Source organism: Pelagibius sp. CAU 1746, assembly GCF_039839785.1.
Lineage (GTDB): Bacteria > Pseudomonadota > Alphaproteobacteria > Kiloniellales > Kiloniellaceae > Pelagibius.
On the sequence record NZ_JBDOQT010000001.1, the window covers coordinates 1,892,358 to 1,909,348 of the forward strand.

The window sequence follows — 16,991 nt, forward strand, 5'->3', positions numbered from 1 at the left end:
GGATGGGCCGGCTTGCGAGCATCTATCACCTGGGCGTCAAGGAGCTCTTCAGTCTGCGCCGCGACGTGGTGTTGCTGGCGCTCGTGATCTGGGCCTTCTCGCTGTCGATCTACACCGCGGCCACCGGCATGTCCCACGACCTGCGCAACGCCTCCATCGCCATCGTCGACGAGGACCGCTCGCAGCTTTCCGCGCGTATCCGCCAGGCCTTTCTGCCGCCCTTCTTCCAGGAGCCGCGGATGATCGATTTCGCCGAGATCGATCCGGGCATGGATTTCGGCACCTACACCTTCGTGGTCGTGATCCCGCCGGACTTCGAGGCCGATGTGCTGGCCGGGCGCGATCCGGCACTGCAGGTCAACATCGACGCGACGGCGATGATGCAGGCCGGCATCGGCGACGGCTATATCCAGTCGATCATCAGCCAGGAGATCGGCACCTTCCTGGGCAGTGGAGCGCCGCCCCGCAACGCCGTGGCCCTGGAGGCGCGCTACGCCTTCAATCCGAATATCGAGAGCTCGTGGTTCACCAGCATCATGCAGGTCATCAACAACGTGACCATGCTGTCCATCGTGCTGACCGGCGCGGCGCTGATCCGTGAGCGCGAGCACGGGACCATCGAGCACCTGCTGGTCATGCCGTTGACGCCTTTCGAGATCATGATGGCCAAGGTCTGGTCCAACGGGCTGGTCATCCTGATTGCGGTAGGGCTTTGTCTGCTGTTGGTGGTGGAGACTCTGCTGCAAGTGCCCGTGGCAGGCTCACGGGGCTTGTTCCTCATGGGGCTGGTGTTCTACCTCTTCTTCGCCACGGCGCTGGGTATCTTCCTCGCCACGGTTGCGCGCTCCATGCCGCAGTTCGGCTTGCTGTTCATGCTGGTGGCGCTGCCCATGAACCTGCTGTCCGGGGGCGAGACGCCCATCGAGAGCCAGCCGGAGTGGCTCCAGGCGCTGATGGAGGGCGTTCCCTCGAAGCACTTCGTGAGCTTCGCCCAGGCGATCCTCTTCCGTGACGCGGGATTCGACGTCGTCTGGCCGCAGTTCGCGCTGGTGGCGGCCATCGGCGGACTGTTCTTCGCCTTCGCCGCCTTCCGCTTCCGCAGGAGCATCGCCGAAATGCAGGGCTGAGCTTACCGGAAAATCGCTTCCCGCGACTTGCGGCGGCGCGCCAGCCGTCCTAAGAGGGAGGGCAGGGAGCAACTGATGGATCTCTTGGCGCAACCGCTCTGGGCCGCTTTCGCGGTCTTCGGCGTGACAGTCCTGGCCATCGCCGCGGCCGGCACGGCCATGGCCCAGGTCGCGGACCGGCTGGCCGACCGCAGCGGTCTGGGCGAGGCGATCACCGGCGGGCTGCTGCTGGGCGCCAGCACCTCTCTTTCCGGCTTCGTCACCTCGGTTTCCACCGCATGGCAGGGTTTTCCAGACCTGGCGCTCAGCAATGCCGTCGGCGGCATTGCCGTGCAGACCGCTTTCCTGGCCATCGCCGATATCACCTACCGCCGCGCCAACCTGGAACACGCCGCGGCCTCGCTGACCAACCTGACCCAGGGCGCGCTGCTGGTCGGCCTCCTAAGTCTCCCCCTGGTTGCCGGGCTGACGCCGCCGGTGACGCTGCTGGGCTGCCATCCCGCCAGCTTCGTCATTCTCATCGCCTACCTCTTCGGCATGCGGCTGGCCTCGCAAACCCACAAGGAGCCGCTGTGGGGGCCGAAGCAGACGGAGGAGACGCGCACCGACGTGCCCGAGGAACCGCAGGGCGGCCGCGCGCTCTATGTGCTTCTGGCGCGCTTTGGCCTTCTGTTCGTCATCGTCGGTCTCGCCGGCTATGCCCTGGGCCAGGCGGGTATTGCCATCGCCGGCAAGACCGGCCTTTCCGAAACCATCGTCGGCACCCTGTTGACCGCGGTCTCCACCTCGCTGCCTGAACTGGTGACCACCCTGGCCGCGGTGCGCCGCGGCGCCCTGACGCTGGCGGTCGGCGGCATCATCGGCGGCAATACCTTCGACGTGATCCTGGTGGCGGCCTCGGACATCGCCTACCGGGACGGTTCCATCTACCACGCCACCTCGCAGCAGCCGGTCTTCGTCATCGCACTGACCATCATGCTGACGGCGGTTCTGCTGCTCGGCCTGCTGCGGCGGGAAAAGTACGGCTTTGCCAACATCGGCTTCGAGAGCCTCTTGATCCTGCTCATCTACCTGGGCGGCACCGCCGTTCTGGTCGCGACCGGGTGAACGGTCTGCGCGATCCTGATGGCGGATTAATTTTTGAACCCGGCGGCCCCTAGGACCGACCAAGGGGCGGCAAGAGGTTTTTCGGCGTGGAGACGAGAATGAGAATTACGGCGCGGAGGGTGTTCCTGCCGGGGGTACCGCCCTTTATCCTGGCGGCCTTCCTATGTCTGGGCGCTCCGTTGGGAGCCACGGCGCAGGACACCGAGGCCGTCGTCACCCAGCTCCTGGAGAGCTGCGGCAAGCCACGGACCTGCCTGCGCGACGCCTTCGTCTACGAAGGCAGGGCCATTCATCCGCTGATCGTCAAGGCCTTGGCCGGTTTGCCCGCCGACGCGCGGGCGGTGGTGACCGCCGTGGACCTGGCGGCCGCACAGGACGCCAACCAGTTCTGCTGCGGCGACAGCTTCGAGGTTTCGCTGGATGAAGAGGGGCGCATCGGCGCCAGCATCGATCTGGTCGGGGCCGCCTCCGCCGCGCAACGGCCCAAGGAGGATTGTCCCGAAGGCTGCTGGTTCAGCTATCGCTTCATCGGCAGCACCGCGAGTGACGCGCAGGTGGTCGTGACCTGGGAGAAGAGCGGCGGCAGCGGCATTTTCTCGACGCTGCTGTTCCTCAAACCCCGCAAGATGCTGATCTTCGATGGCGAGCGCTGGTCCACACGCCTGCAGTTGACCGCCATCGGCAAGATGAACCTGGGAGCCGAAGCCGGAACGCCGGTGACTTTGGAGGGCGACAGAGTGCGCGTCGGAGCGCGCGAAATAGCGATCGCGAACTGACTGTGCCGATCGGTGATCCACCACGTTGCCCGGCTGTCGAAGCCGACGCGACGCCACGAGAGGATATCGTTTTCATGCTGAAGAACTGCAGAGCCCTATATTTCGCCTTGAGTGCTCTGGCAACCTGTGGAGCATTGTTCATGACCGTTCCCGCTTCCGCCCAGAGCTGCGATGAAATCGTCGCCGTCGCCTACAAGGGCAGCGACCGGGGCAGCCTGACCATCCGCGTCAACGAGGTCACGCTGCTGCGCGAAAGCAGCAGCGGCATGGCGAACTTCGTGCCGCCGAACCTCTTGCTGGAAGGGGAGAACACCCTCTCCATCGAACTGGCGGCCAGGGATGGCGGCGCGCCCACGGCTGCGGCGGAGGTCTTCAAGGGATGCCGGGGCGAGATGCCGAAGGATCCTGGCGAGAACGGCAATGTGCTGGGCACGGTGGCGCTGGACGCGCCGGGCACCGACAGCACGACCTTCACCGTGACCGGGCTGCCCGCCTACAGTTACCTCTCGGCCATGCCGAGCGACGACGCGGGCCTGCTGGAGGCGGTCGCGGGCCTCGTCGAGACCGCCCGGAACAAAGACGTGGATGGTTACTTCGCCCACCTGCAGCCGATGCTCCACGACTTCGCGCTGGACGATCCCCAGGCGCCGGAAATGCTGCGCCAGATGGCGGACTATCTGTTCGGCCAGGCCTCGGAGATCGTCGAGCCCGGCGCGCTGACCGCGACGCCGGTGCTGGGCGGGCGTGCTTACCAGGTCCAGGACGCCGAGGGCAATGCGCCGCTGCAGTTCGCCTTGTCGGTGGACAACGGCACCGAAACGCTCTGGCAGGCCGGCGTCTGGATGAAGACCGCCGACGGCTGGAAGGTGCTGCGCCATTGACCCGGCCATCCCCTTAGCGCAGCCCCGGCGGAGTCCGGCGCCCCGCGCCGGAGGCCCTCATTTTTGCACAGGTTTTTCGCCGTGCCGGCCGGCGCCGGCGACTGGCTTTTTGACATCACGCGGTCAACAATGTTTATCCTGAGGAACTGCGGGAGACTCCCGCGGCTGCGGCTGGGGACAATTCAATTGATTCAGGTTCTGTGTTGAACGCAATGGGCAGCGTCGATACGCGGCTTCGCCGCGCCGGCCTTGCGCCGTCGCTCGGGGTGGCGTCGTGAAGCGGCCGAAGACGGTCGTCGGCTGGCGCGAGTGGATCTGCCTGCCCGATCTGGGCGTCGACAGGATCAAGGCGAAGATCGACACCGGCGCCCGCACCTCCGCCATCCACGCCTATGAAATCCGTCCTTTCGAGCGTGATGGCGAGCGCTTCGTCCGTTTTTCGCTGCATCCGGTCCAGCGCCACGCCACGCCGGTCGTCGCCTGCGAGGCCCGGGTGGAGGACGAGAGAATCGTGACGTCCTCGAACGGGGAGCGCGAGAAGCGCTATGTCATCGAGACCCGGATCGAGCTGGGCGAGGAGGTCTGGCCCATCGAAATGACCTTGACCAACCGCGACGAGATGGGCTTTCGAATGCTGCTCGGCCGCCGCGCCGTGCGCCGGCGCTTCGTGGTCGATCCCGGCGGTTCCTTCAAGCTGTCCGGCAGGCCGAAAACCAAGCCGTCGACCAAAGTGAAAAGCAAGCCCAAAGCCAAGGTGTCCGAAAAAACGGGCCATAAGAAACTCAGAGCGAAAGCGAGGCTGGCATGAAAATCGCCCTTATGGCACGCAACCCGAACCTCTACTCGCACCAGAGATTGATCGAGGCGGCCGAAGACCGCGGCCATGAGATCGATGTGATCGACACCATGCGGGTCTATATCCATATCGCCTCGCACCGTCCGGAGATGTACTACAGGGGCGAGAAGGTCGAGGGTTATGATGCGGTGATTCCACGTATCGGCGCCTCGGTCACCTTCTTCGGTACCGCCGTACTGCGCCAGTTCGAGATGATGGGGGTCTATCCGCTGAACGAATCGGTCGCCATCAGCCGTTCGCGCGACAAGCTGCGCAGCCACCAGTTGCTGGCGCGCCGCGGGATCGGCCTGCCGGTCACGGTCTTCGCCCATTCGACCAGCCGCGCCGACGACATCGTGGAGATGCTGGGCGGCGCGCCGGTGGTCATCAAGCTGCTGGAGGGGACCCAGGGTATCGGCGTGGTGCTGGGCGAAACGCCGGGTGCCGCCAAGAGCATGATCCAGGCCTTCGGCGGCCTGAAGGCCAACATCCTGGTGCAGGAGTTCATCAAGGAGTCCGGAGGCTCCGATATCCGCTGCCTGGTCGTCGGCGAGAAGGTCGTCGCCGCGATGATCCGCAAGGGGGCCGAGGGCGATTTCCGGTCCAACCTGCACCGCGGCGGCTCGGCGGCCTCCGTGAAGATCACCCCGGAGGAGCGCTCCACGGCGGTACGCGCGGCCAAGATCATGGGGCTCAATGTCTGCGGCGTGGACATGCTGCGCTCCAACCACGGGCCGGTGGTCATGGAGGTGAATTCCTCTCCGGGGCTGGAAGGCGTCGAAAAGGCGACCGGCAAGGACGTGGCCGGCGCGATCATCGCCTTCCTGGAAAAGAACGCCAAACCGAACAAGACCCGCACCCGGGGCCGCGGCTAGGCGGTCGGAAAGCGGCCGCGCGCAAGCCGGTTGATGTCGCCGCCGCAAAAGGCGAGACTCCCGGAAGGCGAGATTCGGGGCAGGAGGCGGAGGCCGCATGGGGCGGACCGCCTGCCGCCGCTGGCGACGACAGGATGACCAAGAGCGAAAGCGGAACCAGGCCCAGGAGCCGTGCCAAGGCGAAGGCCCAGCCCCAGCCCCAGCCGAGGGCCTTGCGGCAGGAAGCGCCGGCGCGCAAGACGCGCCAGAAGCCGATGGTTATCGGCGGGGTGGAGATCCTGCCCGGACAGCGGCGCACCATCGACCTGCCGGTCACCGACCTTTCCACCCACACCCCGATCACCATGCCGATCCACGTGGTGCGCGGCCGGCGCGCGGGCCCCTGCCTTTTCGTCTGCGCAGCCCTGCACGGCGACGAAATCAACGGCGTCGAGATCATCCGCCGCCTGCTGCGCCTGACGGCCCTGAAGCGCCTGCAGGGCACGCTGATCGCCGTGCCCATCGTGAACGTGCTGGGTTTCCTGTCGCAGTCCCGCTATCTGCCGGACCGCCGCGACCTCAACCGCAGCTTTCCCGGGTCCGCCCAGGGCTCGCTGGCCGGCCGCCTGGCGCGGATCTTTCTCGACGAGATCGTGGCCAACGCCACGCACGGCATCGACCTGCACACCGCCGCCATCCACCGCGACAATTTCCCGCAGATCCGCGCCAACCTGGATGACCCGGAATGCGAGCGACTGGCCCAGGCCTTCGGCGTGCCCTTGGTGATCAACACCGGCTTCCGCGAGGGCAGCCTGCGCGAGGCGGCCTCCGGGCTGTCTGTGCCGGTCATCGTCTACGAGGCCGGCGAGGCTCTGCGCTTCGACGAGGGCTGCATCCGCGCCGGCGTGAAGGGCGTGGTGCGGGTCATGCGCGCGCTGGAGATGCTGGCGCCGTCACGTCGGCGCAAGACCGAGCGCGCGAGCTCCCTGGTGATCCGCTCCAGCAAGTGGGTGCGCGCGCCGCACAGCGGGCTGCTGCGCTCGGCCGCGGCCCTGGGCAGTGCGGTGAAGGAAGGCCAGGTATTGGGCGTCGTCTCCGACCCCTTCGGCGAAAACGAGATTGAGGTGCGCGCCAGCATCGGCGGCGTGATCATCGGGCGCAGCAACATCCCCCTGGTGCACGAAGGCGACGCGCTGTTCCACATCGCACGCCATGAAGGCACCCAGGTTATCGCCAGATCGCTGGACGACTTCGAGCCCGAGGCGGCCTACGAAACCGGCCTGACCTCGGAATTGGCCGGCGAGGCGCCGATCGTCTAGCGCCGGTCGCCGATAATCGGGCGGAAATCGTGATGGTATTTCGCGAAATCGGGGTTCCGCATTAGCATACAGGTCCGGAGCATACAGCTCCGGAAGAGGCCGGAGTGCGGCGCGAGGCAATGGACGAGCTGCTGAACGACAACCTCTTGAGCGGCGAGGAGCTGGCGGTGGCTCTCCAGAACGCCGGCGACTGGCTGCTGCAGCATGTCGCCAACGTCTGGACCCTGGGTCAGGTCCTGCTGCTGGTGCTGCTGTTCGGCCTGTCCCTGCTGGCGGGGCGGCGCCTGCGGCCGCGCCTGGAGGCCTGGACCGGCCGCAGCGTTCTCTCGGCACGCTTTACCGCGCAATTGCGGGCCTTGCCGGACCTTGTGACACCCTTCATCTACCTGCTGCTGCTGTGGCTGGCCATCGCCGTCATGCTGCAAAGCACCTGGCCGAGCCGCAGCTACCTGCTGAGTATCGTCGCCAGTCTTCTGACCGCCTGGGTGGTGATCCGCCTGGTGACCACCTTCGTGCGCAATCCGGCCCTGGCACGTATGCTGGCCTTCAGCGCCTGGACCATCGCCGCGCTCAATATCGTCGGGCTGCTGGACCCCACGGTGGCGCTGCTCGACTCCCTGGCGCTTTCCTTCGGCGATCTGCGCATTTCCCTGCTGACGGTGGTCAAGGGCGTGTTGACCCTGGCGGTGCTGCTGTGGGCCGCCTCGGCCCTGTCGCGCTTCATGGAGCGGCGCATCAGCGGCATTCCCGACCTCACCCCCTCGGTCCAGGTGCTGCTCGGCAAGCTCCTTAAGATCACCCTCATCACCCTTGCCGTGGTCATGGCCCTCAACAGCGTCGGCATCGACCTGACGGCGCTGGCCGTGTTCTCCGGCGCGGTGGGCGTGGGCATCGGCTTCGGCTTGCAGAAGGTGGTCTCCAATCTCATCAGCGGCGTGATCCTGTTGCTCGACAAGTCGATCAAGCCGGGCGACGTCATCGAGCTGGGCGAGACCTTCGGCTGGATCTCCTCGCTGGGCGCGCGCTATGTCTCCGTGGTCACCCGCGACGGCAAGGAATACCTGATCCCCAACGAGGACCTGATCACCCATCGCGTGGTCAACTGGTCCTTCACCAACCAGTTGGTGCGCATGGAGATCAAGTTCGGGGTCTCCTACGACAGCGACCCGCATGAGGTGCGGCGCATCGCCCGCGAGGCGGCGGCCAAGCCGGAGAGGGTGGACCAGTCCACGCCGCCGGTCTGCCATCTGACGGGCTTCGGCGATTCCTCGCTGGATTTCGTGCTGCGCTTCTGGATCCGCGATCCGCAGGACGGCGTCGCCAACGTGAAAGGCCTGGTTCTGCTGGCAATCTGGGACGCCTTCAAGGAGCACGGCATCCAGATCCCCTATCCGCACCGTCACCTGCTGGTGACCGAGCCGATCCCTGTGGAGACGCGGACCGGCGCCGCGGCGGAATCCTAGTAGTCGAGCTGGAAGCGCAGGCCCGACTTGTTGACCCCATCGCCGGTGGTCTCGCTTTCAATGGTGATGTTGGGCGTCAGTTCCACCTCGACCTCGACGCCGGTCGATTCCGGCTTGGCGCCCTGCTTGACGCCGACGTAGACCTCGTCGGTCACGTACTTGCCCGCCTCCACCGCGGCGTCGCCCTCGGTGGTGGTGTCGACGCGCAGAACGTCGACGCCCAGGGTGCGGCGGGCGAAGCCCAGGACATCGGTACCGCCGCCCTGTCCGGTCAAGTCGCGCAGGGCGAGGGCAAGCTGCGCCGCCTCCGCCGCCGTCAGTTGCGATGCGGACTTGTTGAACAGCACCCGCGAGACGATTTCGTCCCGGGGCACTTCCGGCACGGAGGAGAGCTCAAGCGCCGGCTGGACGATGGGTCCCGACATGCGGGCGGTGACCTCCAGTTCCTTGCCCTTATGCAGCGCGGTGACGTCCAGCAGGGCTTCCCCGCCGCCGTCCTGCGGCAGGGTTACCTTGCCGTCCTGGAGAACGAAGGATTTGCCGACCACCGACAGCTGTCCGCGCACCAGGTTGACTTGCCCGCTGACCGCCGGTTCGGCGGTGGTGCCCGCCACGGCGATGCGCCCGGCCCATTCGGAGTCGAGGCCACGGCCGCGCACGAAGACACGTTTGGGCATATCGACGACGATATCCAGTTCCGCATCCACCGGCGGAGCCGCTTCCTCCTGCGCCGGGGCCTGCTGCACCACGCCGTCCTTCACTTCCACCACGTCCAGCTTCACCACGCTGGGCGGAAGTTGGGTGGCCAGGCTGATCTCCACGGTTTCCGTGGTGAAGCGCCCCTTGATGCGCGGCGTCTGCGCATCGCCCGTCAGCTCGATCGTGCCGCCGGCGACCGCGGTCACGTCGTCGCGCCGCAGGGCGTGGAACCTGTCGAGCCGGACTTCGACGTCAAAGGGGAAGTCGCGCAGCGGATCGATCGTCAATCCGCCCGCGCCGCTCACTTTGCCGCCGGCGCCGTCGTTGGCGGTGAGGCTGGCCAGCATGATCCGGTCGCCCGCCAGTTCCGCCCGTAGCGCCAGGTCGCGCAGGATGGTGCCGTGCTCCAGGCTCTCGTAGCGGCCTTCGGACAGGGCGAGGCTGCCGTCGAAGGCCGGCGTGCCGACCGTGCCGCCCAGGGTGACGGCGATTTCCGCGCTGCCGCCGAGGCGGTGCTGCGGCAAGGGGACGAAGACCAGCAGGGTGTCGAGGCCGCCGCGCCAGTCGAGGGCGCCGGAGAGCGCGCCGTCTTGGGGCAGCTCCAGTCCGCCGCCCGGGGTAAGGCGCAAGGGCAGTGCGGCGTTGAAGTTGGCGGCGGTCACCTCCGCGCCACCCAGACGGCCGTCCAGCGTCACCCGGCCGTCGCGCCACTCGGCGGAGCTGCTCAGGTCCAGCGCGGGCAGATCGCCGCTGTCACGCGGCCGCAGGCCGCTGGCCGTCACCGTGGCGTTGCCCTGGGGGGCGGCGGTCCGGCCCTGCAGGTCGAGCGTCGCCGAGACGGTGCCTTCCAGGCCGCTCTCCCAGAACGCGTCGACGGTGGTCAGAGGCAGGGTTTCCAGGCGCGCGGTCGCGGCAATGGTCTCACCGTCCAGGCGGCCCTCGGCGGTGAGACGGGTGTCGCCGGAGGCGAGGTCGAGCCCCTCCAGCCGGGTCGTGCCCGGCGTCAGGGTGAGGGTCGCGGCCTGGCGCAGCGCCAGGGGGTGGCCGAAGGCCGCGCCCTGGGCTTCATCGAGGGTGACGGTGAGGCTTTCGCCGGCCTGCGCGATCCGACCCGCGGCCTTCAGGCCCAGCGGCTCGATCCAGGTGCCGGCGGCGGCCAGCCGCAGGTCCAGGGCATCGAGGGTGCCGCCGCCGTCGAGGTCAAGGCGCGCCAGTTCCAGGCGCTGCCAGCGCAGGGTCTCGGCCTTGGCGGTGAAGGTTGCCGGCTGCGTCAGGTCCGGTCCCTGGGCCCGCAGTTCCAGGTTCAGGCGGTCGATCTGCACGGCTTGGGCGCCGGGCTCCGGGCGCAGGGTCAGCGCGGCGAGCTCGGCCGTCGCCAGCAGCGGCGCGGTCGTGCCCGGCCGGTTCCACCGCAGCGTCACCTTGCCCTTGCCGCTGCCGTCCTGCCCGGCGGCGGCCAGCCAGATCCCTAGGCCGGTGAACTCGCCCACCAGTTCGGCCTGCGGGCCGCTGCCGTCCAGCGGCACTATGACCTCGCCCGTGACTTTGGTTTCGGGCAGGCGCGCGGTCAGCGCCGCCAGGGTCACGGCATCGCCGCGGACCCGCAGTTCGGCCTCGGCCTCGGCGCGGCCGAAGGGACTGAGGACGGCGATCCTCACCGGACCGTCGACCTCGGCGCCCTTGAGGCGCAGGTCGTAGCCCCCTGAGATATCTGTCAGTGCCTGAGCGCCGAGGGCCAGGCTGGCCACCTGCGCCTCGCCGGTCAGGGCTATGGCATCGAAGGGGCCGGAAAAAGTGCCCCGCAGCTCGGCCGCGCCGGCGAGATCCGCGCCCAGTTCCGCCGCGAGGACCGCCGCATCCTCTAGCGTCAGGCTGTAGCGGCCGTCGCGCAGCTCGTCGCCGGCGGCGGTGACGCTAGCGCTGAGATCGGTGGTGGCGGAGCGGGCCGTTGCCTGCTGGATGCGAACCTCGCCGTCGGCGACGGCAAAGCGGGCGGCGATGTCGAGGCCCCGGCCGGCGGCGGCGGTGATGAGCCCGATGTCGCTGGAGGGGTTGTCCCAGCGCCCGATGAGGTCGGCCTGCAGGCTGGCGCCGTAATCCTGAAGGGCGAGGGGGCCGGTCAGGCGCAACGGCCCGCCGAGTGGGATGCCGGTGAGCGGCTGCAACGTGCCGAGATCGTTGACCCGCAGGTCCACCTGGAGGTCCGCCGAGCCATCGTCCAGATTGAAGGGACCGCTGCCCGAAAGCCGCAGGGCACCGGCCTCGGCGTCCAGCGCGGCGATCTCGAGCGCCAGGCTGTCGAGGTCGAGATTGCCTTTCAATGCGAAGGGCAGGGTCGTGCCCAGCACCCGATTGACCTCTTCAGCTTGCGGCAGGCGCGGGCCGTCGATGCGCCCGGTCAGGTCGAGGGCCAGCAGCGGCGCCGCGCCGCCGGTTTCGGCATCGATGCTTCCCGCGATGTCGAGCGCCGCCGCCGCTGCGTCCGGGCCGTCCAGGTTGACGGCCTGCACGCTGATCTCCGCCCGGGGCGCGTCGAAACTGCCGCTCAGCGCCATCTCGGCGGAGAGCTTCTCAAGGCGGTTGAAGCCGGCGAGGCGGGCCAGGGCGGCGCTCTCCTCCGCCGTCAGGGTCACGGTCAGGTCCAGCGCCCCGCCGTCTGGCGCGAGCGAGCCCCGGGCAGCGAGGCGCAGGTTGTCGTTGGAGGCCGTCAGCTCCGTCAGGTCGAGGCGATCCGAATCGCGCCAGGCGCCTTGGAGACTCAGCGCCGTGTCTCCCGCCGCCAGGGCCCAGAGGTCGCTTCGCGACGGCGGCGAAATGGCGGCCCGGCCGTGAAGGCTGAAGCCGAGGTCGCCGCCCGGCGCCCGCCGCAGGCCGATCGCGGCCTCGGCCTGCGCGGTGTCACCGAGTGACAGTGCGAAGGCGCCCTGCCAGTCGCGCAAGGGGCCGCTGCCGTCCAGCGTCATCTCGGCGCGCGGCAGGTCCGGAACTTCCAGGAGGGCGGCGAGGAGGCCGCCGGGCGCTTCGGCGGCGTCGATCCGGGCGGTGAGGGCATCGGCGGCGGGATCGTAGTCCAGCGTGGCGTGAAGCTGCGCCTCCGCGCCATCCAGGCGCTCAAGGTCGAGGGCCATGCCGTAGCTGCCGTCCTCAGCACTGCCGGCCGCGCCGTCCAGGGTGAAGCGGGCGGCCTGGCCGAGAACCGGCTCGCCCAGCGCGATCTCGTCGGCAGCAAAGCGGTGGAGGGTGATCTTGAGCGAAAGCCGAAGCTGGCCGTCGCCGCCGTCCGCGCTTGCTTCCGGGGGCTCCGCAGGGGCGGCGGGCAGGCGCGCCAAGGCAACCTGGGTCAAAACCAGGGAGTCGACTTCCAGCTCGCCGCCCAGCAGGGACCAGGGCCGCCAGGCGAGGTCGAGCCCGGCAATCGTGAGCCAGGCGCCCTCGGCGTCGCGCAGCGCCACGTCGCGGGCCTGCAATCGCGCAGGCAGCGCGCCGTCCAGGCGGCCGATGCTCAGCTCCATTTCGCCGGGGCTGGACACCGCGTCCTCGATCTGGCGCGCGAGCCAACTGCGGCCGCCGTCGCTGTCGAGCCAGGTATAGCCGACGGCAAGGGAGCCGGCGGCCAGCAGCAGCAGCGTGCCGAGGCCGATCAGTCCCCATTTCACGATGACTCTCGCCCGGCGCATCTCAGAATGCCTGTCCGAAGCTCACGTAGAACTGGAATGCTTCGTCGACGCCGTCGCGCGGGTTCAGAGGAAAGGCGACATCCAGGCGCAGTGGGCCGAAGCCGGTGAAGTACCTCAATCCCAGGCCGGCGGCCCAGCGCAGGGTCTCGCCGCTGTTGAAGTAGGGCTCGTCGTAGACCGTGCCGCCATCGACGAAGGGTACGATACCAATCTCATCGGTGACGCGCACGCGCACTTCGCCGCCCAGCTCCAGCAGGGAGGTGCCGCCGAAGGGGTCCTGGTCGTCGTCCAGGGGGCCGACGAGTTGGTACTCGTAGCCGCGGACCGACCCGCCGCCGCCGGCATAGAAGCGGCTGGAGGCCGGCAGGGCGTCGTTCTTCTCGCCGAGAATGGTGCCGGCGCGCGCGCGGCCGGCGAGGATGAAGCGCTCGTCGCTGTCGAGAGCGTAGTAGGCCGAGCCGCCGGCTATGGCGGTGAGGAACAGCAGAGTGTCGTCGCCGGCCCCGGTGAAGGGGGTGAGCGAAAAGTGCAGGCGGCTGCCGGACGCCGGGTCGAGCAGATCGTCCCTGGTGTCGCGGGCCGCCGTCACCGGCAGGCCCAGGAGCGTGAACTGTCGTTCGCCTTCGCCGTTGTCGGCTCCCTCGTCGACGATCTCGTAGCCGAGCGAGATGCCGCCCGTTACCCGCCAGTTCTCGAACAGGGGCCGTTCCAGGGCGATCAGGCCATCGACGGCTTGGCGTTCGTAGGCGTCATTGTCCTCGAAGCCACCGGAAAGATCGGCCAGCAGATCCTGGTCGGCCTGCAGGAAGGCCGGTTTGCGAAAGCTGATGTCGCCCGACTGCTCGATCAGGGATCCGATGGCGCTGACCCGCAGCTTCTCGTTGCGGCCCAGCAGGTTGCGGTGCTCCCAGAAGATCTCCGCGCCCGGCCCGACGTCGCTGGAGTAGTTCACGACCCCGCCGATGGAGCGTTGCTCGCGCTCGACCAGGGTCACGGTGACGGGCAGGCTTCCGTCGGGTGTGGGCTGCGCTGCAGTCTCCGCGTTGGCCGAGGAGAATAATCCCGTGGCCGCAAGGCGGCGCTGCAGGTTGCGGACCACCCGCCGGTCGTAAGGCTCGCCCTGGGGCCATTCGGAGATGCGGTGGAGATAGTCCGCCTCGACCTCCTCCTGGCCCTTGAAGGAGAGGGGGCCGAAGACGGCGGCCGGCCCGGCGTCGATAGCCAGCCGTACGGTCATCTCGGTCTTCTCGTGATTGACGAAGGTTTTGCGCTCGCGCACCTGCGCAAAGGGGTAGCCGCGTTCCTGCAGCAGGCTGACCAGGCTTTGCTCCGCGCCGACCACGACGGGCGCGCGCGCCGGCATGCCAAGTGCGATGCCGATCTCGTCCAGGCGCGGTTGCTCGGCCTCGGCCGGCGGCGGGTTGCCGTCGAAGGTGATGTCGTAGGCTTGGAGTGTGTAGCGCGGTCCGGGGGTTATGCGCAGCGTCACCTGGGTGGGCCTGACTTCGCTGTCGATTTCGAGATCGACGGCCGGCTGATAGTAGCCCTCGGAGTGCAGCGCGGCGGTCAATCGCTGGATGTCGCCCTCCGCCCGCCGGCGCAGGCCGGCGATGGTGGCGGGCGGCTTCTCCCCGAGGGCGATCAACTGGGACGAGCCTTCCAGAAGCGTGCGCAGCTCGCCCTCTTCGACGCCCTCCACCACCGTCCGGTAGGGCAGGATTCCCTGTTCCTGCGCCGCCGCCGGCGCCGGTTCCGAGGGGCCGACGAACTCAGGGGCCTGCCCAGCCAGCGCGGGCCGTGCCATAGAGGTTTGGCCGGCGCTTGCAAGGCAGAGCGCGAACATCGCCAGACAGCGCCGGAACCGCGCAAAACCGCTCCGCAGGGCGGTGGTCCGGGTTCTCAAGGCCCGACTCCTGCCTCTGACGTCATCGCGATAGCGCCGCCCCTCGTCGCCGGGCGGTTCGATTGATTGCATCCAAAGAGGCAAGGTCCTGTTTCTTTGCCCGTCGTGAAGCCCTGCTAAGCTATATAGGTAGCTACCCCGGTTTTGCCACGCCGCAACAGACCGCCGGTTGCCGGGGATCGCTCGGCAGCGGCCCTTCTAGCATGTCCGTACCCCGCGGGAGAGGCGGCATTTACCGCAGGCTGCTCTGCCGCCTGCGCAGGGCCGGACCGGCAGTGCCGCCGGGCGGAGCTTGCCACCTCAGATTGTCCGGGCGCGCCTGTGCCTCGGCGGTGCGGTGTTTCAATTCTGTTGCCCCGCCGCGGCGTTTTGTTTCGAAACCGGGACATCATGCAGAAATGGTGAAGGCGTAGGGTCGCTCTCCATTGCCGGCCAAATCGGCCGCGACCGAGTGAGGAGACTCTCAATGGCCAAGTACCGAGACACTCTGCCACAGCTTTCCGGTGGCGGACTTTTCCTGACCGACGGTGGGATCGAGACCACGCTCATATTTCACGATGGGCTCGACCTGCCCTATTTCGCCGCCTTCGACCTGATGAAGGATCGCTCGGGCCAGGCGGCCCTACGGCGCTACTTCAGCACCCACGCCGCCATCGCCCGCGACAATGGCCACGGCTTCATCCTGGAGAGCCCGACCTGGCGCGCTTCCGCCGACTGGGGCGCCAAGCTGGGCTACACCAGGGCCGACATGGCGGAGGTCAACAAGCAGTCCATCGCCTTGCTGGCGGAGCTGCGCCGCACCTTCGAGACCGAGCGGTCGCCGATGGTGATCAGCGGCTGCGTCGGCCCGCGCGGCGACGGCTACAACCCGGGCGAGGCGATGACCGCCGAGGCGGCGCAGGCCTATCACGCCGAACAGATCGACGCCTTCGCCGACACCGAGGCCGACATGGTTACCGCCATCACCACGACCAACCTGCCCGAGGCCATCGGCATCACCCGCGCCGCCCAGGCCGCCGGCCTGCCGGTGGTGATCTCCTTCACCGTGGAGACCGACGGGACCCTGCCGTCCGGTGAGACCCTGAAGGAAGCCGTCGAGACGGTGGATGCGGAGACCGGCAACGGCCCCGTCTACTTCATGATCAACTGCGCCCATCCCGATCACTTCAGCCGGGCGCTGGCCGCCGGCGAAAGCTGGGTGCGGCGGATCCGGGGGCTGCGCGCCAACGCCTCGCGGCTCAGCCATGCCGAGCTCGACGAAGCCGAGGAATTGGACGACGGCAATCCCGAGGAGTTCGGCGCGCAGCACAGCGACCTTCGCCGTCTGCTCGACCACATCGTCGTGATGGGCGGCTGCTGTGGCACCGACCACCGCCATATCGAGGCGATCTGCCGCGCCTGCGCGCCTGCCAAGGCGGCTTAGGCGGCACGGCGGGACAAGTGTCATGACGACGATGTCGACGGCCGGGACCCCGACCCATCCGTTTCCCGCCGGGCAGGTCTCCGCCCGCTGGATCGGAAACGACCTGCCGGTGGTGGCGTTGCATTCCTCCGCCTCCACCGGCGGCCAGTGGCGCTCCCTGGTGGAATGCTTCGCCGGCAAGCGCCAGGTAGTGACGCCGGACTTGCCGGGCTACGGCTTCGCCGCGGCGCCTGAGCCGCACGATCGTGCCGACTGCCTCGCCGCCGAGGCGGCGGCGGTGCTGCGGGCGGTCGGCCCCTCGGCCCCGGCCTTTCACCTGGTCGGGCATTCCTACGGCGGTGCCGTGGCCTTGAAGATTGCGCTGGCCTATCCCTGGCGGGTGCGCAGCCTGACCCTCATCGAGCCGGTGGTCTTCCACCTGTTGCCGCAAGGCGGCAGTGACGCCGACAAGCGTCTCTACCGTGGCGTCCTGGGGGTGCGGGACCGGCTGCGCGGGGCGGTGGCGGCCGGCTGGCCCGCCTACGGCATGGCGGCCTTCGTCGACTTCTGGAACGGCGCCGGCACCTGGGACCGCTGCGAGGCCGCCCAGCGTCAACGCCTCTCGGCACAGGCCCGGGCGGTGATGCGCAACTTCGCCAGCGTGCTGGGCGAGACTTGGCCGCTGTCGGATCTGACCCGCCTCGCCATGCCGCTTCTGACCGTCACCGGAGAGACCTCGCCGGAAGTCGGACGGCGCGTGACCGACAAGCTGGTCGATGCGGCGCCCGAGGTGACGGCGGCCCGGGTCTTCGGCGCCGGCCACATGGCGCCGCTGACCCATGCCGAAGCGGTCAATACCCTGATCGAGCGGCACGTCGACTCTGCCGACGCGCTGGCCGCGGCGTCGCGGCGCGCTTCAGCGGCGTGATTGCTTAAACCCTTTTATCG

General features: G+C 68.4%; 12 protein-coding genes. 10 read left to right on the forward strand and 2 right to left on the reverse strand.

Going from position 1 to position 16,991, the window contains the following annotated elements; translation table 11 throughout:
* Positions 1-2 precede the first annotated feature (2 nt).
* The 8 genes from AAFN88_RS08935 (at position 3) to AAFN88_RS08970 (ending at position 8,362) form a co-directional block, all read left to right on the forward strand.
* A complete protein-coding gene (locus AAFN88_RS08935) occupies positions 3-1,127 on the forward strand; it encodes an ABC transporter permease (protein WP_347519932.1) in 1,125 nt (374 codons plus the stop codon).
* Positions 1,128-1,202: 75 nt separating this feature from the next.
* Positions 1,203-2,234 (forward strand): sodium:calcium antiporter, encoded by a 1,032-nt coding sequence (locus AAFN88_RS08940; protein WP_347519933.1) that lies wholly within the window; start codon positions 1,203-1,205, stop codon positions 2,232-2,234.
* Between the two features lie 98 nt (positions 2,235-2,332).
* The gene (locus tag AAFN88_RS08945) at positions 2,333-3,010 is read left to right on the forward strand and encodes a hypothetical protein (protein WP_347519935.1); all 678 of its coding nucleotides are present in this window, start codon (positions 2,333-2,335) and stop codon (positions 3,008-3,010) included.
* Between the two features lie 140 nt (positions 3,011-3,150).
* The gene (locus tag AAFN88_RS08950; protein WP_347519936.1) at positions 3,151-3,891 is read left to right on the forward strand and encodes a hypothetical protein; all 741 of its coding nucleotides are present in this window, start codon (positions 3,151-3,153) and stop codon (positions 3,889-3,891) included.
* 274 nt (positions 3,892-4,165) lie between these two features.
* Positions 4,166-4,699: a RimK/LysX family protein gene (locus tag AAFN88_RS08955; protein WP_347519937.1), complete on the forward strand. Its 534-nt coding sequence runs from the start codon at positions 4,166-4,168 to the stop codon at positions 4,697-4,699.
* Positions 4,696-5,601, forward strand: a complete 906-nt coding sequence (gene rimK / locus AAFN88_RS08960) for a 30S ribosomal protein S6--L-glutamate ligase (protein WP_347519938.1) — start codon at positions 4,696-4,698, stop codon at positions 5,599-5,601. The genes AAFN88_RS08955 and rimK overlap by 4 nt, the downstream gene beginning before the upstream one ends.
* A gap of 134 nt (positions 5,602-5,735) precedes the next feature.
* Positions 5,736-6,899 carry a succinylglutamate desuccinylase/aspartoacylase family protein gene (locus AAFN88_RS08965; protein WP_347519939.1) on the forward strand — a complete coding sequence of 388 codons (1,164 nt, stop codon included), beginning with the start codon at positions 5,736-5,738 and terminating at the stop codon, positions 6,897-6,899.
* Positions 6,900-7,003: 104 nt separating this feature from the next.
* Complete coding sequence (locus tag AAFN88_RS08970; RefSeq protein ID WP_347519940.1) at positions 7,004-8,362, forward strand: mechanosensitive ion channel domain-containing protein; 1,359 nt, start codon at positions 7,004-7,006, stop codon at positions 8,360-8,362.
* Here the strand turns inward: AAFN88_RS08970 and AAFN88_RS08975 are convergent.
* Together AAFN88_RS08975 and AAFN88_RS08980 are read right to left on the reverse strand one after the other, a co-directional pair.
* On the reverse strand, positions 8,359-12,717 hold the full coding sequence (locus tag AAFN88_RS08975) for a translocation/assembly module TamB domain-containing protein (protein WP_347519941.1): 4,359 nt from the start codon (positions 12,715-12,717) through the stop codon (positions 8,359-8,361). The two genes, AAFN88_RS08970 and AAFN88_RS08975, sit on opposite strands and share 4 nt — an antisense overlap.
* Before the next feature lie 22 nt (positions 12,718-12,739).
* Entirely contained in the window at positions 12,740-14,542 is a 1,803-nt protein-coding gene (locus AAFN88_RS08980) for an autotransporter assembly complex family protein (RefSeq protein WP_347519943.1), read from the reverse strand.
* 565 nt (positions 14,543-15,107) lie between these two features.
* Between AAFN88_RS08980 and AAFN88_RS08985 the strand changes: the two genes are divergently transcribed.
* Together AAFN88_RS08985 and AAFN88_RS08990 are read left to right on the forward strand one after the other, a co-directional pair.
* The gene (locus AAFN88_RS08985; RefSeq protein WP_347519944.1) at positions 15,108-16,064 is read left to right on the forward strand and encodes a homocysteine S-methyltransferase family protein; all 957 of its coding nucleotides are present in this window, start codon (positions 15,108-15,110) and stop codon (positions 16,062-16,064) included.
* Positions 16,065-16,086: 22 nt separating this feature from the next.
* On the forward strand, positions 16,087-16,971 hold the full coding sequence (locus tag AAFN88_RS08990; RefSeq protein WP_347519945.1) for an alpha/beta hydrolase: 885 nt from the start codon (positions 16,087-16,089) through the stop codon (positions 16,969-16,971).
* The last annotated feature ends 20 nt before the right edge of the window (positions 16,972-16,991 follow it).

Excerpts from the sequence above, each read along its gene's own strand:
- AAFN88_RS08935 (WP_347519932.1), top strand. The coding sequence starts at position 3 with ATGGGCCGGCTTGCGAGCATCTATCACCTGGGCGTCAAGGAGCTCTTC.
- AAFN88_RS08940 (WP_347519933.1), top strand. The coding sequence starts at position 1,203 with ATGGATCTCTTGGCGCAACCGCTCTGGGCCGCTTTCGCGGTCTTCGGC.
- AAFN88_RS08945 (WP_347519935.1), top strand. The coding sequence starts at position 2,333 with ATGAGAATTACGGCGCGGAGGGTGTTCCTGCCGGGGGTACCGCCCTTT.
- AAFN88_RS08950 (WP_347519936.1), top strand. The coding sequence starts at position 3,151 with ATGACCGTTCCCGCTTCCGCCCAGAGCTGCGATGAAATCGTCGCCGTC.
- rimK (WP_347519938.1), top strand. The coding sequence starts at position 4,696 with ATGAAAATCGCCCTTATGGCACGCAACCCGAACCTCTACTCGCACCAG.
- AAFN88_RS08965 (WP_347519939.1), top strand. The coding sequence starts at position 5,736 with ATGACCAAGAGCGAAAGCGGAACCAGGCCCAGGAGCCGTGCCAAGGCG.
- AAFN88_RS08980 (WP_347519943.1), bottom strand. The coding sequence starts at position 14,542 with ATGGCACGGCCCGCGCTGGCTGGGCAGGCCCCTGAGTTCGTCGGCCCC.
- AAFN88_RS08985 (WP_347519944.1), top strand. The coding sequence starts at position 15,108 with ATGGCCAAGTACCGAGACACTCTGCCACAGCTTTCCGGTGGCGGACTT.
- AAFN88_RS08990 (WP_347519945.1), top strand. The coding sequence starts at position 16,087 with ATGACGACGATGTCGACGGCCGGGACCCCGACCCATCCGTTTCCCGCC.